We start from the raw sequence: 16,435 nt of genomic DNA on the forward strand, positions 1-16,435 counted from the left end.
ATTATTTTTCTTTCCAAATTTTTACATGCCATTGAGGGTTCTATTTCATGAATACTGGAATCCTTATCTCAACATTGCCTTCGAAGAAAGCCTTGCAAGGAGCAGGAGTGTTGATCTTGTTGGAGATACCCTTAGGATATGGAGAAACGAAAATTCTCTGATTTTAGGTCGTTTTAGAAAAGTTGGGGAGGATGTCAATTTAGGCAATGCCAGTAGATTTGGATTCCCAATAGTGAGGCGCTTCACAGGAGGAGGGACAGTGTACCATGACAGTGGATGCCTGAATTATTCTATTGCAATCAAGAAAAATGTAAAGTACCCACTGGACTATATGTATAGAGTCCTCCTGAAAGGCACTCTTCTTGCGCTGAAAAAACTTGGAGCACGGGCATACCTAAAGAATACCAACGATGTCGTGGTTAATGAGAGAAAAGTTTCGGGGACTGCTGCGGCTATGAGGTGGGGAGTTCTTTTTCTTCATGGTTCGATTTTAATAAACTCAAATCTGCAAATGCTCTATCTCCTTTTAAGAATTCCAAAGGTCCACAACTTTGATCCGGTTAAGTATCGGGTGGCGAACCTCTCTGCATTTGTAGAGACTTCCACAGAAGAAGTTGCTGATGCCCTAATTTGGGGTTATTCAAGAGTGTTGTCTACCTCTCCTACTTTTGAAGAGCCTTTAAAAGAGGAACTAAAGTTGGCCAATCTTTTGTATAAAGAGAAATATTCTAGGGAGGAATGGAACTTTAAAGGCCTTGTTGACAATAAGGGAGAACTTAATAAAAAGGTAAAAGACATCCTCAGCTAATCGTCAAAGAAGCCTCTCTCAGCAGCTATTTTCAGTGTCTTTCTATAGTCAATAACTCTCGGCCCATTCCGCGTTATTTTTGCAGTTATCTCCCCCCTCATTTCAGTCTCTCTTTCTCCATCAAGAGCCAAAAGTGAGGGAGATGTTTTCAGTTCGATTTCCTCGTTCAGATTCAAGATTTTTGTTTCTTTGACTTTTATTCTTCTAAATATTCCAGGAGCTATGGGCACTTTTATGCCTTTTTCTCCTCCAAGCTCCACATATATTCCCAAGTCGTCTCTTTCAGTTATCTCCTTCAAAATTCCGGGAATTGAACTCAGCCCAATGTTGTATGGGGAAGAGATACTGGCTACAACCTCTCTCAAGTATTCAGGTTTCCAAACTGCTTTGGAGCCTTTAAAGGAATGTAGTGTGGCAACAGCATCTACGAGAGCAATATCTTTGAGTCTGCCATCTTCATAAAGTTCAATTCTTTTTGTTTTGTAAGTTCCTTCGGTGGGTTTAACAATGCCAGTGGCTATTGCTGAAACAGCAGCCCCGGCTATTGTGGCCTCTATCATGTATGGAAAGACGTTGTTGGTGCCTGTGGAGATGGGCATTATGGGGATTTCTCCAGAGGCTTTTGCGACAAGTCTGTTTGTCCCATCCCCTCCGATGACAATTATTGTCTTAACTTTGTCCTTCATGAGCTCAGTTGCCTTTAATGTGTCCCTCCAATCTCCAAAAACCTTCATTGGGAGCATCTCAACTTCCATGGATATATGCTCCCCCACGGCATGAAGGGCAGCGGGAACTATTCCAAAGGTTTCCGGCATTGCTAAAACTTTTTCAACTCCTAACTCCTGCATTATTAGAAGAAGTCTTTTTACGATGTTAACTTTCTCCATGTTGTCAAAAACACTTGCATGGGCAATTAAACGCCTTATATCTCTGCCAGATTCAGGGTTTGCTATTATCCCTACAGTTACTTTTCCCATAACGTTCATCTCCTTACATAGAGGGTAATAAACGCTATTGCCACCAATATTTCGTTTGTTTTATCTCCAAATTCTTTAAGAGCTATTCCAGGCCCTTTTAGACCGCCTTCGACAATCTTAACAACTTTTTCACACGGTAGGGGGATTACTTCTTTGACTTTCTCTATATTGACTCTTTGAGAATAGGGCACCCCTATGAGGATTTCTGCTTTTATATCTCTCTCAAGATCAAGCTCAAAGAGCTCCAAGAGCCCAACAGTGCAAACCCTTGTTATTGCATCTTTTATGGCCTTTATTGCAGCCTTAGTGGGATCTTGACCATGCTGGTCTATCCCCATCCCTATCTCGATGACATATCTTCTCCATTCACTCACTTTCAAAGACCTCCTCTGGGTGCTCCAGGTAATATTTAACTCTCTCCAAGAACCTCGCGGCTGGAGCTCCGTCTATTGCCCTGTGGTCAAATGTCAAAGAAAGCGTCATCACGCTGGCAATTTTTATCTCTCCATTCTCCACTATCGGCTTTTGGGTTATCCTGTTCAAACCTAAAATCGCAATTTGGGGAGGGTTAATTATTGGTGTAAACGAATCAACTCCGAACATTCCAAGGTTCGTTACTGTGAAGGTTCCCCCAACAAAGTCCTTCTCCTTAAGTCTGCCGCTTTTTGCTCTCTCAACTATGTCCGCATAATCCTGTAAGAGTTCTTCGAGGGATTTTTTGTCTACGTCCCTAATTACTGGCGTAATAAGGCCTATTGGACTGTCAACAGCCACGTTTATGTTTATGTTATCATAAATCATTATCTTTCCTTCTTCCATTGATGCATTGACCTCTATGAAATCCCTTATGGCTTTTGCAATGCATTTTAACATGAGAACTGTATAAGATGGCTTTTCTCCAAGCTTTTCAGTGAGCTTCTTCCTCATTTCAATAAGGTTATCTATCTTTGTTTCCATATTAAGGGTTACGTGCACAGCTTCCCTGTAGCTCTTTGAAAGCCTCTCTGCTATAACCTTCCTGATCCCAAACACTTTTCTCTCTTCTCTCACCTTTGGAAGGAAGTGTTCTCGTATATATTTTTCGAGGTCTTCAAGCGTAACTTCGCCATTGGGACCAGAACCTTTTATTTTTGAAAGATCGATATCGTATTGCTCGGCTATCGTTCTTATCTCTTCACTCACCAATTTAGCTCCCCTCGGTTTCTATTATTGCTATTGGCTCCCCTACGGGGACCTCATCTCCAACATCGTGGAGTTTCTCCACTAGAACCCCTGATGCTGGAGCTTTGACCTCTCCAGTTAGTTTCTCGGACTCGACTATAGCAATTACTTCATCTTTCTCCACCATCTCTCCAACATTTTTCTTCCACTCTACGATAGTGCCCTTTTTCATTGTCATACCTAATTTTGGCATAATGACATTTATTCTTGACATAATATCACCATATTGTTATTTTCATTTGATCTTAATAAACTTTTGGAGCGAGAAATGGAAAAGTATATATACCTCTTTAATGTGAAACCTTAAATGTTTAATCTGTGACATACCTTTAATCATTGACATTTGCAAAATAACCTCTTTTTTTAAATCTAAACCCAGCAGAGGCGAAAAATATGGCGGAGATACCTAAGGAAAAGTTATTGTGGATGTACGAAACCATGGTTAAGATAAGAGAGCATGAAGAAAGGGTTGCAGAGCTTTTTGCCCAAGGAAAAATACCGGGCTTTGTTCATCTCTACATTGGAGAAGAAGCTGTCGCAACAGGAGTAATGGCCCACCTAAGGAAAGAGGACTTCATAACAAGTACTCACAGGGGACATGGTCACTTTATTGCAAAAGGCGGTAACATCAAGGCATCAATGGCCGAACTCTTTGGTAAGGCTACAGGGATATGTAAAGGAAAAGGTGGCTCAATGCACATAGCTGATTTGGATGTAGGAGAATTGGGAGCAAACGGTATAGTGGGTGGAGGTATTCCCCACGCAGTCGGAGCCGCATTGGGCATAAAGCTAAATGGCCTGGATAACGTTGCAGTGGCTTTCTTTGGAGATGGTGCCTCTAATCAACAAAACTTCCATGAGGCAATAAATCTTGCCGCAATATGGAAGCTTCCAGTAGTTTTTGTGTGTGAAAACAACCTCTACCAAATATCCCTTCCCTATTCAAAACAGCAAGCCATAAAGAGCGTCGCTGAGAGGGCTGCTGCTTATGGCATTCCGGGAGTTAGTGTAGACGGCCAAGATGTCTTTGCGGTTTATGAAGTCGCTAAAGAAGCGATAGAGAGGGCTAGGAATGGAGAAGGACCAACACTAATAGAGGCAAAGACCTATAGGTTTAAAGGACACTTTGAAGGCGATCCCCAAATATATAGGTCAAAGGAGGAAGTGGAATGGTGGAAGAAGAACAAGGATCCAATAGTTCTCTTTGAGAAAACAGTCCTTGAGAAGGGTCTCCTAACTAAAGAAGAGCTTGATACTATTAGGGAAAGAGTAAAAAGAGAGATAGAAGAGTCTATCAAGTTTGCAGAGGAAAGCCCATGGCCCAAGCCGGAGGAAGTTCTTGAAGATGTGTTCTCGACCCCAACCAAGGGGGTGTTAGTATGGCAGTGGTGAGGGAGATCACTTTTGCAGAGGCGCTCAATGAGGCTTTGGACTACGAAATGTCAAAAGATCAAAAAGTTGTCGTGATGGGCGAAGATGTTGGAAGATATGGAGGAATCTTTGGTGTCACGAAAGGACTCATAGAAAAGTACGGAGAAGAAAGAGTAAGGGATACCCCAATAGCAGAGAGCGGTTTCATTGGAACTGGGGTAGGAGCTGCTGCATCAGGTTTGTTGAGACCTGTTGTAGAGTTAATGTTTATAGACTTCCTTGGCGTAGCTTATGACCAAATCTACAACCAAGCAGCAAAGATGAGATACATGTTTGGTGGAAAGGCCAAGATTCCAATAGTGATTAGAACGGTCTCTGGAGCGGGTGCAAGCGCCGCTGCCCAACACTCACAATCCCTACACGCTCTCTTTATCCACGTTCCGGGATTGAAGGTAGTGTACCCCTCCACGCCCTACGATGCCAAAGGGCTTTTGATATCTTCAATTGAAGACGATGATCCAGTTATTTTCATTGAACATAAGATGCTTTATGGAATTAAGGGCCCAGTTCCGGAAGATCCTTATTCAATACCTCTTGGAGAGGCTGATGTGAAGAAGGAAGGTAAGGATGTTACGGTTGTTGCGACAGCTTTGATGGTTCACAGGGCTTTAGAAGTTGCAAACAAGCTTGAAGAGGAAGGAATAAGCGTTGAAGTCATTGACCCAAGAACCCTCGTACCTCTGGATGAAGAGACAATACTTAACTCAATAAAGAAGACTGGAAGGCTCGTTGTTGTTGATGAGGCATATCCAAGATGCAGCTTTGCCACGGACATAGCAGCTTTGGCCGTTAACAAGGCCTTTGATAACCTAAAAGCTCCTGTTAAGCTTGTCACAGCCCCAGCAACTCCAGTTCCGTTCAGTCCGGCCTTAGAAAAGGAATGGATGCCTAGTACTGAGAAAATTGAAAAAGCCATTAGAGATGTTCTCTGATTTTTAACATTTTTTATGAAGGTGATATGATGGACAAGCTTAAAGCAGCATTTATATTTTTAGCCCCGGAGGCAGAGCCTGAAAGACATAGGGCAGTTATCTCAACGCCTGCTGTAGAGCTTCATGTAGTTGGAGTTAAAAACTACGATGAAGCCTGCAGAATTGCAAAAGAACTTGTAGATGAGGGCATAGCGGCAATTGAGCTCTGTGGAGGTTTTGGTCATAGGGGTGTTGCAAAAATTGTTGAAGCGGTAGAAGGAAAGGTTCCAGTGGGAGTTGTTAGATTCGATATCCATCCAGGGCTTGAAGGAAAAAGCGGTGATGAGATATTTTGAATAATTGGGAGTTGAGGAAGTTGGAAGAGGTTACAATCCAATTCCATGTCGAAGGAAAGACTGAATCTCCAACAAAAATGGTTGCGAAGGTTAGAGAGTTCACAATTGTGGTAGATGAACCCCCTGAGTTGGGTGGGACTAACGAGGGGCCGAATCCAGTGGAATATATTCTCGTTGCCCTAGCAGGGTGCTTGACTATTACCGGTCATTTGGTAGCGGAGGAGAAGGGGATAGGTATTAGGTCAATCAGGATTAAGGCCACTGGAATACTTGACCCGAGGAAATTTCAGGGACTCGATGGTGAACGCGCTGGGTATAAAGAGATTAAGGTGGAAATATTCCCTGAGGGCAACTTTACAGAATCCGAGCTCTTAGAATGGATAAAAGAAGTTGAAGAACGCTGTCCAGTTAGTGACAACCTCAAAAATCCAACTCCAATTAAAATTGAGGTAAAAACAAAAGATTAGTAAGGAAGATCGTAGTGCTTAACCACTATCTCGTCTATCCCCATCTTTTCTAAAGCACTCAGTGGGACTTGCATTGAAACCTGAACTATTCCCGGAAGCCTTCCAATTTCCACGGCACCGCTTATCGTTACCCTATTCCTAACTTCCTCCAAGCTCATTCCAAAGAGCTTTGCTGCCCTTTCAAAACCTCTCATTGCAGCTTCGTTTATAGTTGGTCCTGAACCAATAATCTGCACTGGAGCCACGGGCTCGGGCTCAATTCCAAACCTTCTTCCCAATGTCTGGACTTTCTCCCATTCGTCTTTTCTCCATGGCTTTGCGAGGGGAGGCAGGTCTTCCTCGGGAGGTAGCAAAATAGGGCCGTCTAGGTTTATGTTTTTAACAACCGAAACTTCAAGAACGCTCTCTGCAGTTACATCGATTGTATGCCCCGCTACTTCTCCGTCTCCCTGCATTCCATGAGCATCTCCGGCGTAAATTCCCCCTCCCTTAACTTTTACCGGCGCTATTAATACAGCCCCTTCTCTAACTGAATCAACATCTAAGTGACCATCGGTTAGCTTTGTCTCGTAGTCTTCCTTGGTTATCCCGTATGGATGGGGAGCGTTAATCAAGAAGGAGCCGAAGTCTCCGGCGTTATGGGAGTCCGGGATATCTACGGCTGGAACCGTTCCAAGCTGTCCCAAGAAAGGTCTTATCCTTGAAGGCACTCCAACGATGTCTGCCTTAGCGAAGATTAGTATCGGCACCTGCTTTGAATTCTTGGGAAGAGAGTGCCACTCCCATGCATCTTTGGCTATCATCTTGGCGGTTTCCTTGTTTACTGTAACCCCAACTCCAAGGTTGTGGTCAAAGACCATTGTGTACCCGTTGACCATTTTGAAGGGAGAAGCCGGTGAGCCACAGTGTTTGCATCTCACTGCATCTTCCCCTATACCAACAACCTCAAATTCGGGCCATGGTTCGTTACAGCTTGGACATTTCTTTGCAACATATGGATCTCCAACAAACGCTCCTTCTCTAACTGTATCAACACCTGAGGAAGCGGCTTTTGAGAGAACCTTAATGCTCTTTACCTTAATCACTATGCCATCTCCGACTTCCGCTCCTTCTACAGCAACTGGCACGTTGACCTCGTGTCCTCCCCTAATTGTGGGAGTAATCATTGGACCCCAGCATCCGGGGGCTGTGACAAAGACTATCTTCCCTCCATCCGCCACTGGACCGAGCATCTTTGAATGTGGGCCAATTATGCCGTTTGTTTGTACATCGTTAAAGATTTCGTCCTCAACTACCATGGAAATCACCAATTATCATTTGCGAAATAGAAAGATAAAAACGTTTTTATTTTGATAGATTTATAATCATCTGGAGACTTTTGAATGATGCCATAACTTCAATCGTTTTGAAACTCTCAATAAACGTATATACTTTGAAGTCAAATCCTATGTTGGTGAGATCATGAAGAAAGGGCTTGCCCTTATCCTTTTGCTGAGCTTTGTTCCATTGGCTAATGCGTGTTACAACCCAATGGATTCCTTGGCTGTGGAGGTTCGCCTTAACAGGCCCGGGATTTCATACGATCTAAGCCCTCTACTAAATGCGGAAAACATAATAATCGACAACGGAACCATAATCTACCGCTCCCACTACGACGAGAGAGTTGGAGTTATCTTGAGGGAGATTAACTCTTCCCTATGGATTAGGATTCAGATACCTGCGAAGAGCTTTGAATCCGCTTATGCTTACGCTTCATTTGAATCTCCCTTGCTGATTTCCAACGAAAGCTTTGAGCGGATTAAGGCTCTGGGCTGGGAAGTTAAGAACTACACCTTTAGAAAAGGGTCTCTCTACGTCCAGATAAGCCCAAGAAAAGGCAACGAGTGCAAGAGCGACTCGGACTGTTCTATAGGTGGATGTTCCGGAGAGGTCTGCACGACGAGAGAGCTCGCGAGGGAAATAGTTACGCCGTGCGTATATAAGGAGTGGTATAGTTGCTTGAGGCTCACAAGTTGTGGCTGTTACAATGGCCTCTGCACTTGGAAGCCCACTCTCGAATTTGAAAAGTGCTTGAAAGAGCACGGCGTTGATCCCTCAAAGGTCATTAAGCTTCCCCTAGCCGAGGTCTATATAGCAGTTTACGGAAAAGAAAAGCCGGGTGAAGAAGACGTTGTCGAGCTAAAGGCGCTTTTTGAAGAGCTCGGCATCTCATGTGTCCTTGACAACCTCCAGTTTAAAGCAGAGATCACTAACTCCCCAGAGGGAGTCATTGATCCCTATTCCTTCAACTTTAGCAAAGCCCTTGAGATTGAGCTCAAGTGGCTGAGGGAGAACGGAATAATAGAGATAAGCGATGAAGACATCTCGGCAATTGTAAATGTTGCGGAGAGAGGAAAAGCTGGCCAAAACTCCCATATAGGCTGGTACAAGAAAAATGGAATCTATACTTGGATCCCCTATGATGAGAGCGATAAGCCTCTTTTAGTTAAGTGTGCTTCACCACCATTTAACATCAGCATTCCAAAAGGAGAAATTGTGCTGAAGTCATCGAGCACTCCTTCCCAGAGTCGCGCTCAAGGCGAAGTTTGCGGTCCGGCACTCATTTTGGGACTTTTGCTTGTGCCTTTGCTCTTCAGAAAGTGAGCTTTTTGGCTTTTTAATCTTTGACAGAGTGACAAACTTGCCTATATTTTCCTTTAAGGACTTGTCATATCTACAACAATTTGAGCAAAGAACATTTAAGGGGTGAGTGCATCTAGTAGGGTTATGTCGATAAGGAGTGAGTGTTTTTGGAATTTGTGATACGTTTTCCTCGTTCTCTTGGTTAGCTTATAGGCGGGATTGCTTTTGGCAGGCTTTTTGATTGTCTAAACATCTTTACCTACTTGAAATACTTGGTTGCTTTTGGCCCGTTTACTCTCATTATTCCCTCGATTTTGGGATTTGCAAAGAGAAAGAGGTGGTTGAAATGAAAGCTGTTCTTCCAGATGAAAAAATACCAAAGTTTTGGTACAACATTTTGCCCGACCTTCCCGAACCTCTGGAGCCCCCGTTAGACCCGGAGACGGAAAAGCCCATAGAGCCAGAAAAGTTGCTTAGAATCTTTGCGGAGGAACTTGTAAAGCAGGAAATGAGCAGGGAACGCTACGTTGAAATTCCTAGAGAAGTTAGAGAGCTATACGCCAAGATTGGGCGCCCTACACCTCTGTTTAGGGCAACGAACCTTGAAAAAAGGCTTAGAACTCCAGCAAGGATTTACTTCAAATACGAGGGAGCGACCGTTACTGGCAGTCACAAGATAAACACCGCCTTGGCCCAAGCATATTATGCTAAAAAGCAAGGCATTGAGAGGCTTGTAACCGAAACAGGAGCGGGGCAATGGGGAACTGCTCTTTCTCTCGCCGGGGCTCTTATTGGCCTAAGGGTTAGGGTTTACATGGCTAGGGCGAGCTACCAGCAAAAGCCTTATCGGAGAGTTCTCATGAACATCTACGGGGCTGAGGTGTTTCCAAGCCCAAGTGATAGGACGGAAGTGGGGAGGAGATTTCTAGCTGAGGATCCAAGCCATCCCGGAGGTCTTGGCATAGCGATAAGTGAAGCCATTGAGGATGTTTTAAAAGATGAGAACGCCCGTTATTCCCTTGGCAGCGTCTTAAACCACGTCCTAATGCACCAAACGGTCATCGGGCTTGAGGCAAAGGAGCAGATAAGAGAATTTGAAGAGCCCGATGTGATAATCGGCTGCGTAGGCGGAGGGAGCAATTTCGCTGGTTTGGCATATCCATTTGTTAAAGACGTTTTGAAGGGAAAAGAAGAGTATGAGTTCATAGCTGTTGAACCCAAAGCCGCTCCAACAATGACTTCGGGGGTTTATGCCTACGACTACGGGGACTCAGGAAGGCTAACTCCGAAGATGAAGATGCACACCCTTGGCCATACATACTATGTGCCCCCAATTCACGCCGGAGGGCTGAGATACCACGGGCTAGCTCCAACGCTAAGCGTTCTCGTGAACCATGGCATTGTGAAGCCTGTAGCTTATCACCAGACGGAGGTCTTTGATGCAGCCACCCTCTTTGCAAAAGCCGAAGGGATAGTTCCAGCTCCAGAGAGTGCCCACGCGATAAAGGCGGCAATCGACATAGCACTTCGGGCAAAAGAGCAAGAGGAGGAGAAAGTTATACTGTTCAACCTGAGCGGCCATGGACTTCTTGACCTTAAGGGATACGAGGATTTTTTGGAGGGAAGACTGGAAGATTATGAGCCCAAGGAAATTCCAGTGTTGAACGGGCTTTTCTGATTTTTATTATTTTTGCAGTGTCTAGGAGAAAGATTAATATAGTAGAAATTTGAATCTACTATGGAGGTGAGTATAGTATGCCACTCACAAAAGTCACCCGGAACTACCAGATAACGATCCCCGCAGAGATCAGGAAGGCTCTTGGGATTAAGGAAGGTGAAGTGCTTGAAGTGAAGCTCGAAGACGGGAGGATTATTATAGAACGGCCCAAAAAAGAAAGGAAAACCCTCAAGCTCGGCAAAAAGATATCTCCTGAGGAAATTGAGAAATCCATAGAAGAGGGGATGAAAGAATGTCTGCAGTGATAGATACCAATGTTTTGATTTATGACACCTTTAGCGACTCTGGCTTCCATGAAAAGGCGAGAAGCCTTCTGAATTCTCTCGATAAATGGTACGTTCCATCGATAGTGCTTCAGGAGTATGTGTGGTTCTTTAAAAACCAAGGGTTTTCAGTTAAGGAAGCTAGGACGATGCTCTTAGAGTACACCTCTGACCCGAGGTTTAGAAGCCTCGTCGATGATTATAAGATAATCCTCCGCGCCCTTGAGCTCCTTGAAAGGGAGAAGCTCTCTCTATCGCGCTTCAATGACACGGTAATTCTCATTCACGCGCTGGAGAAAGGTTATTTGGCAACTTTTGACCAAAGGCTCAGAAAGCTTGCGACAAAGCTCGGAGTCAAAGTTTTGCCGAAGGAGTTTTGAGGTTTTAAGATAAAAATTGAAGTAGATTAAAGATCTCTAAATTATTCAGACTGAAGCCTCTCCACAAGCTCCCTCAACTTCTCCTTCCCGTCGTTTAAGATCGGCTTTCCATGACTTGGCAGTAAATGCACGAAATCAACCTCCAAAAGTCTTTTTATGGCTTCCCTGTTCTTCATTGGATCGAGGGAATAATGGTGCGGAATCTCTTCAAGCCTTCCGTTTTCCTCCATAACCAAATCCCCCACAAAGAGAGCTTTTGTCTCCAAGTCGAGCAAACAAATGCTCCCGGGAGTATGCCCCGGAGAGTGGATAACTCTCAGCCCCTCGATCTCATCTCCGTCGTTCAGCTCTATTTCAACATCAACTGGTTCTATTTCTCTCCTGTAGGTTTTCTCTCCCTTCAAATAGGGGACCTCGTCTTTATGGGCTGCAACATTTGCACTGGTTGCGTCTTTAAGGTTTTTTAAAGAGCCCACATGGTCGTAGTGGGCATGGGTTACTATTATTACCTCCACATCCTCTGGAACGTAGCCGAGCTTTTCTATGTACCTCAAAACCTTCTCATACTCCTCTGGAAGTCCGGCATCTATAAGGAGAAGCTTTTCTCCCCTTTCTATCAGATAGACGTTTGCAAAAGTTTCATCTACCAGGTGGATTCCTCCAACAACTCTCATAGGGGTCACCAAAAATATATTCTCCCTTAAACCTTAAAGTAATTTTGTGTAGTTAAAACCAAAAGATTTAAGTAGGATTTTTATTTACATTAAGTTAGATAAGAGGAAGATGTCACTCTCATCACGGGGTGAGACTATGGAGGAGCATGGAAGGTTACTTGATGTCCTTGGAAACGAGACGAGAAGGAGGATACTGCTCTTGCTTACCAAACGACCCTACTTTGTAAGCGAGCTCTCGAAGGAATTGGGAGTTGGGCAAAAGGCTATCCTTGAGCACCTTAGAATACTTGAGAGTGCTGGGCTGATTGAGGGCAGGATAGAGAAGATTCCGAGGGGCAGGCCTAGGAAGTACTACCAAATAAAGAGGGGCATTAGGTTGGAGGTTCTCCTCACGCCGTATTCCTTCGGCACCGAGATGTATGAGCCAAAAGCCCCAAGACAAACGAAGGAATATGAGGAGATAAAGCAGCTCATAAAGTCCCAAGAACCAATTGAAGAAAAAATCAGAGAACTTTCTTCCTTCTTAAGTGAGATAGAGCAAAAAATAGACGAGTATATGAGAATGAAGAGCGAGCTTGAAGATGTCAGAATGCTCACTGAGACTTACATAAAGAGCCTTATGCGCAGAATTGCCAGAGAAAGCGAGGAGCAGTTTGATGAGCTTTTGAAGGAATTCGAGGATATACTCCCAAGAGAAATCCTTGAGGATTTAAAAAGGATAAAGAGAGAACTGATTTAGAGGATTTTTCCTTCTTCCTTAAGTCTTACAAGCCTTGTTATGTAGCCAGCTATTCTGTTCCTTATTGTTTTGCTTGTGACGTTTGTTAGCTCCTCAACCTTCTTTTTGTTGTGCTCAAAGTCCCTTGTGAACTCGTTTGGATACCTGTTGAAGAGCTCTCTCGCGGTTCTCTTAATGAAACCTTGCTTAATGTTTCCCATTCCTCATCCCTCCGATAATCTTAATTTCCACACCCAAATCAAGTGAGGCTGTTTTAAACTTTTCCCAGCCAAATTTATAAAGCTTCCCTTTAAAGGTTTTTACCACCTGAAAGCCTCGCCCCTTTAGGGCGGGGATGCAGAAATTCTGAGTTTGATCCTTTGAAATGTCGAAAGCCTTAAATACTTTTTCCTCTTAATAAGGCCTCGGGGAGGCCGTCTTAAAGGTGCTCTTTGAGAGGGCTTTCGTTGTGTCCTCCCTTTAGGGAGGATGACGCCGTAAGGCGTCCTTTGAGAACCGCCCCCTTAGGTGGTAAAAGCTCGTGGAGCAGCCTCTAAGGCGATAACCCCAATCCCGCTTGGGCGGGTAGGGGTAACGGGCCTAAGACCGGGCCTGTGGGCCAAACCGAAACTGGCGACGGGAGTAGGTGATGGACCCACAAACCGATGAAACTTCTGAAGGAGGGGATTCCTCTCGGGAGTCATAACCCCTCCTTCAGGGGCGGGGAGGAGGTCAGATGATTAAGGAAACCATCATCTGCTACGGGCATGAAAACGTAAAGGCAACCCACCGCTCAACGCTGGAAATAACGAAGGAGGATTACCTAACGCCAAGGGGAGACTGCATAATATGCATAAAAGCCAACAAAGCCCTTAAAGACCTAAGTGATGAGTTAAAAGAAGCCCTGAAAAAGGGCAAAAAAATAAAGATAAGGATAATTGTTGATGATATTGTTGATGAGCTTGAGGCATTTGGAGACGAGAGGCTGAGCTTTGAGAGCGATGTTTCTATGGTGATAAGAAAGAGCGACTACGTTGATGGGAGAACTTTGGCAGTAAAAGCAAACAAAGCCGCGAAGGACATTAAAAGGGAACTTGTGGAGAAGCTGAAAAATCCGGGGCAGAAAGTGATTGTTGAGATAATTGTGGAATGATGAGACTTTGAGGTAAGGTTCTTATCGAAAGATTTTTATTACATAGAACGTAATTTACATGGGGTGTAAATTACATGGTATGTAAAAACTTTTTCAGCACTAGACCTATTATGGAGGAGGAGTGCCTTTGGGGAGAAGGGCACAGAAATACGGCTGAAAAACTTTTTCAAGCAGTTCTTAGGGGAAATATTTCTGTTCTCTTAGGCCCGAGGCGTGTAGGAAAGACGAGCGTTGTTAATGTGGTCGCTGAAAAGTTCACGAAAAGAAGAAACCATCACTACATATACTTCAACTTTTCTCGCTTCATTGGTGCTAGGGCTATTTCGATATCCGATGTAGAGCCAAAAAGAACATCTCTAAGACTTATAACCATGAGTAAGAGCTACGCCCTTTCCCTTCGCGGGATTTCTGTCGAAGTCAGGAAGACAAGCATAGAGGAGTTTACTTCGGACTTTTCTACTCTTGTGAGAGTGCTATCTCAAAACTCAGCAAGAGGACTCCTTATTTTTGACGAGGCCCAGGTGCTTGCTAGATTGAAAAACTTGGATTTTCGTGGTTTACTTCAGGAGATAACGGACAGTTATCCGAACATATCCCTGATTTTTACAGGCTCAATGCCCGGTCTACTTATGGAGTATTTGAATCCCGATGCCAGTAAGCCAAACTTTATGCGCTCGGCCGAGATATTTACACTCCCGCGCTGGAGCGTGGTGGAGGGCGTAGAATTTTTGAGAAGAGGTTTTGAAAGCTATGGTATTAATGTAAAAAATGAACTCGAACTTGAAAGGGCTGTAAGGGAGCTTGGAGGCGTTCCAGGTTTTGTTTCTTATTATGGATTAACTGTAACAAACCTTGTAAGGAGGGGAGTTGCTGTAGAAAAAGCTCTTCCAAGGGCACTAGAAGAGAGCAGAAAATATGCCCTTGATGAGTGGAAAAAGGATTTGGAAGCTTTCTTGAACGTTTACAGCAGCCCCATTTATGTTGAAGTGCTTAGAGTCCTCGCTAATGTATATCCCAGCGCACTTAGGGGGGCGGAGGTTTACAGAGAGCTTGAGAAGGCAGAAAAGGCACCTAGGAGAATTCAGCATATCTACAAGTATCTAGACACTCTTGAAAAAGCAGGATTCATACGTTCGGAAGGAGGAAGATATTGGATAGAGGATCCCCTCCTTAGAGTCCTTCTGATGTCTCCCTAACCCTTATATCTTGCTCTGCTTTAATACCCTACGGTGATTTACATGGTGAATCGAGAGGAACTTCTCTCTTATGGAGATATAAAGGCTAAGGAAATCGCTTTAATTCTGATGGAAGAGGCGATAAAAAGCGCTGACCCCTATGAAGCGGTAAAAAGAGCACTAAAGGTTGAGGACGGCAAGCTTATTGTTAAAGGAAAAGAGTTCCTGATAAGGGGAAAAATCTATGTTTTGGCATTTGGAAAGGCAGCATGTTCGATGGCAAAAGCCGTTGAAGAGGTTCTGGGTGAGAAGATTGCCGGGGGAATAGCGGTGACTAAGTACGGCTATTCATTGCCTCTCAAAAAGATCAAGGTAATTGAAGCGGGGCATCCAGTGCCGGATGAAAATTCAGTAAAGGGTGCTCAGCTCGGGGTAGAGCTTGCAAAAAAAGTTAAGGAAAACGACACCCTCCTCGTCCTCATCTCCGGTGGTGGGAGCGCGCTTTTCACCCTTCCAGAGGACGGGATAAGCTTTGAGGACAAGATGAAAACGAATGAGCTCCTCCTTAAAAGCGGGGCGAAGATCTATGAGATCAACACCGTCAGAAAGCACATCTCAAAGGTTAAAGGGGGTAAGCTGGCGAAGCTCGTGAAGGGGACTCTGATAAGCCTTATCCTCTCAGATGTCGTTGGCGATCCCCTCGAAGCTATAGCCTCCGGACCAACTGTAAAAGACCCCACAACGTTTAAGGACGCCTACAGGATACTCAAGCTCTACAACCTCTGGGATAAGCTTCCTGAAAGCGTGAGAAGGCACATAGAGCTTGGCCTTGAGGGAAAAGTTGAGGAAACCCTAAAGGAAGACCTTCCCAACGTCCACAACTTCCTTATAGCGAGCAACGCCTTGGCATGTGAAGCAGCAGAGAGAAAAGCTAGAGAGCTCGGACTCAATGCGCATATTCTCACAACGACCCTTGAAGGAGAAGCCAAGGAAGTGGCAATAGCTTTTGGCTCAATAATAGAGGAGATTTACCATAGGAGTAGGCCCTTTAAAAGGCCCTGCATCTTAATAGCCGGTGGAGAAACAACGGTAACGATAGAGGGTGAAGCCGGTCTTGGAGGGCCGAACCAGGAGTTTGCCTTGAGCATAACGAGAAAAATAGCAAACCTTAGAGGAGTTGCGGTTTTGGCTATGGATACAGATGGAACTGACGGCCCAACGGATGCCGCCGGTGGATTGGTGGACGGCTACACTCTGGAAGCCCTTAAAAAAGAGGGCATAGATGTCGAGGAGCATTTAAGGAGGCACAACGCTTATGAGGCTTTAAAGAAAGCAAAAGCTCTGCTTGTAACGGGCCCAACAAGGACGAACGTTAACTCAATAGTTATTGCTGTTATTCTTTAATAATTTGGAATTCTGTTCTGTTTTTTGCTTGATTTTTTGAATTTTATGGAGCCCTAATAGGGGGACTGAGTGCAATTTTGACAAAATGGCAACTTTTTCTTCGAAAAAACTATATAGGTAATCTAAACTTTTGGGAG

General features: G+C 44.3%; 20 protein-coding genes. 13 read left to right on the forward strand and 7 right to left on the reverse strand.

All coding sequences use genetic code 11. The features are described 5' to 3' along the window. Window positions 1-25: 25 nt before the first annotated feature. The gene (locus tag OCC_RS07865; protein WP_004069539.1) at window positions 26-808 is read left to right on the forward strand and encodes a lipoate--protein ligase family protein; all 783 of its coding nucleotides are present in this window, start codon (window positions 26-28) and stop codon (window positions 806-808) included. Here the strand turns inward: OCC_RS07865 and OCC_RS07870 are convergent. Genes OCC_RS07870 through OCC_RS07885 form a run of 4 tightly spaced genes read right to left on the reverse strand, consistent with a single transcriptional unit; the run spans window position 805 to window position 3,220 of the window. Then, complete coding sequence (locus tag OCC_RS07870) at window positions 805-1,785, reverse strand: NAD(+)/NADH kinase (RefSeq protein ID WP_004069541.1); 981 nt, start codon at window positions 1,783-1,785, stop codon at window positions 805-807. The two genes, OCC_RS07865 and OCC_RS07870, sit on opposite strands and share 4 nt — an antisense overlap. Window positions 1,786-1,790: 5 nt before the next feature. Next, the gene (locus OCC_RS07875; RefSeq protein WP_004069543.1) at window positions 1,791-2,159 is read right to left on the reverse strand and encodes a Lin0512 family protein; all 369 of its coding nucleotides are present in this window, start codon (window positions 2,157-2,159) and stop codon (window positions 1,791-1,793) included. After that, complete coding sequence (locus tag OCC_RS07880) at window positions 2,152-2,967, reverse strand: dihydrolipoamide acetyltransferase family protein (RefSeq protein ID WP_238565101.1); 816 nt, start codon at window positions 2,965-2,967, stop codon at window positions 2,152-2,154. Before OCC_RS07880 ends, OCC_RS07875 begins: the two co-directional genes overlap by 8 nt. A 4-nt stretch (window positions 2,968-2,971) precedes the next feature. Further along, window positions 2,972-3,220, reverse strand: a complete 249-nt coding sequence (locus OCC_RS07885; protein ID WP_004069552.1) for a biotin/lipoyl-containing protein — start codon at window positions 3,218-3,220, stop codon at window positions 2,972-2,974. Window positions 3,221-3,399: 179 nt separating this feature from the next. On the opposite strand from OCC_RS07885, the gene OCC_RS07890 reads away from it, so the two are divergent. From OCC_RS07890 to OCC_RS07905, 4 genes are read left to right on the forward strand one after another with little or no spacing between them, the layout of a single operon-like run. After that, window positions 3,400-4,398 carry a thiamine pyrophosphate-dependent dehydrogenase E1 component subunit alpha gene (locus OCC_RS07890; RefSeq protein WP_004069554.1) on the forward strand — a complete coding sequence of 333 codons (999 nt, stop codon included), beginning with the start codon at window positions 3,400-3,402 and terminating at the stop codon, window positions 4,396-4,398. Continuing rightward, entirely contained in the window at window positions 4,386-5,369 is a 984-nt protein-coding gene (locus OCC_RS07895) for an alpha-ketoacid dehydrogenase subunit beta (protein ID WP_020953750.1), read from the forward strand. Before OCC_RS07890 ends, OCC_RS07895 begins: the two co-directional genes overlap by 13 nt. A gap of 29 nt (window positions 5,370-5,398) precedes the next feature. Continuing rightward, window positions 5,399-5,704, forward strand: a complete 306-nt coding sequence (locus OCC_RS07900) for a DUF6506 family protein (RefSeq protein ID WP_004069558.1) — start codon at window positions 5,399-5,401, stop codon at window positions 5,702-5,704. Window positions 5,705-5,715: 11 nt separating this feature from the next. Further along, complete coding sequence (locus OCC_RS07905; protein WP_202950627.1) at window positions 5,716-6,171, forward strand: OsmC family protein; 456 nt, start codon at window positions 5,716-5,718, stop codon at window positions 6,169-6,171. Here the strand turns inward: OCC_RS07905 and OCC_RS07910 are convergent. Next, the gene (locus tag OCC_RS07910; RefSeq protein ID WP_004069562.1) at window positions 6,168-7,469 is read right to left on the reverse strand and encodes an acetamidase/formamidase family protein; all 1,302 of its coding nucleotides are present in this window, start codon (window positions 7,467-7,469) and stop codon (window positions 6,168-6,170) included. The two genes, OCC_RS07905 and OCC_RS07910, sit on opposite strands and share 4 nt — an antisense overlap. Window positions 7,470-7,632: 163 nt before the next feature. On the opposite strand from OCC_RS07910, the gene OCC_RS07915 reads away from it, so the two are divergent. The 4 genes from OCC_RS07915 to OCC_RS07930 all read left to right on the forward strand — a co-directional run bounded on the left by OCC_RS07915 (window position 7,633) and on the right by OCC_RS07930 (window position 11,174). Next, on the forward strand, window positions 7,633-8,814 hold the full coding sequence (locus OCC_RS07915) for a CGP-CTERM-anchored Cys-rich protein (protein ID WP_004069564.1): 1,182 nt from the start codon (window positions 7,633-7,635) through the stop codon (window positions 8,812-8,814). 325 nt (window positions 8,815-9,139) lie between these two features. Beyond that, window positions 9,140-10,471: a TrpB-like pyridoxal phosphate-dependent enzyme gene (locus tag OCC_RS07920; RefSeq protein ID WP_004069566.1), complete on the forward strand. Its 1,332-nt coding sequence runs from the start codon at window positions 9,140-9,142 to the stop codon at window positions 10,469-10,471. A gap of 77 nt (window positions 10,472-10,548) precedes the next feature. Further along, window positions 10,549-10,776, forward strand: coding sequence for an AbrB/MazE/SpoVT family DNA-binding domain-containing protein (locus tag OCC_RS07925; RefSeq protein WP_004069568.1), 228 nt, complete (start codon window positions 10,549-10,551; stop codon window positions 10,774-10,776). Next, window positions 10,764-11,174, forward strand: coding sequence for a PIN domain-containing protein (locus OCC_RS07930; RefSeq protein ID WP_004069570.1), 411 nt, complete (start codon window positions 10,764-10,766; stop codon window positions 11,172-11,174). Before OCC_RS07925 ends, OCC_RS07930 begins: the two co-directional genes overlap by 13 nt. Window positions 11,175-11,215: 41 nt before the next feature. Here the strand turns inward: OCC_RS07930 and OCC_RS07935 are convergent, their stop codons facing one another. After that, the gene (locus tag OCC_RS07935; RefSeq protein ID WP_004069572.1) at window positions 11,216-11,848 is read right to left on the reverse strand and encodes an MBL fold metallo-hydrolase; all 633 of its coding nucleotides are present in this window, start codon (window positions 11,846-11,848) and stop codon (window positions 11,216-11,218) included. A 136-nt stretch (window positions 11,849-11,984) separates the two neighbouring features. Between OCC_RS07935 and OCC_RS07940 the strand changes: the two genes are divergently transcribed. Further along, window positions 11,985-12,587: an ArsR family transcriptional regulator gene (locus tag OCC_RS07940; protein WP_004069580.1), complete on the forward strand. Its 603-nt coding sequence runs from the start codon at window positions 11,985-11,987 to the stop codon at window positions 12,585-12,587. Here OCC_RS07940 and OCC_RS07945 read toward each other — a convergent pair. Further along, complete coding sequence (locus OCC_RS07945) at window positions 12,584-12,787, reverse strand: 30S ribosomal protein S17e (RefSeq protein ID WP_004069582.1); 204 nt, start codon at window positions 12,785-12,787, stop codon at window positions 12,584-12,586. The genes OCC_RS07940 and OCC_RS07945 overlap by 4 nt on opposite strands. Window positions 12,788-13,302: 515 nt before the next feature. Here OCC_RS07945 and OCC_RS07955 point away from each other — a divergent pair. From OCC_RS07955 to OCC_RS07965, 3 genes are all read left to right on the forward strand, one after another. Beyond that, complete coding sequence (locus OCC_RS07955) at window positions 13,303-13,719, forward strand: DUF371 domain-containing protein (protein ID WP_004069584.1); 417 nt, start codon at window positions 13,303-13,305, stop codon at window positions 13,717-13,719. A gap of 74 nt (window positions 13,720-13,793) precedes the next feature. Beyond that, a complete protein-coding gene (locus OCC_RS07960) occupies window positions 13,794-14,915 on the forward strand; it encodes an AAA family ATPase (RefSeq protein ID WP_004069586.1) in 1,122 nt (373 codons plus the stop codon). A gap of 42 nt (window positions 14,916-14,957) precedes the next feature. Next, entirely contained in the window at window positions 14,958-16,298 is a 1,341-nt protein-coding gene (locus OCC_RS07965; RefSeq protein WP_004069588.1) for a glycerate kinase type-2 family protein, read from the forward strand. The last annotated feature ends 137 nt before the right edge of the window (window positions 16,299-16,435 follow it).

The organism is Thermococcus litoralis DSM 5473 (genome assembly GCF_000246985.2).
In the GTDB taxonomy this organism is placed as follows: Archaea; Methanobacteriota_B; Thermococci; order Thermococcales; family Thermococcaceae; genus Thermococcus_A; species Thermococcus_A litoralis.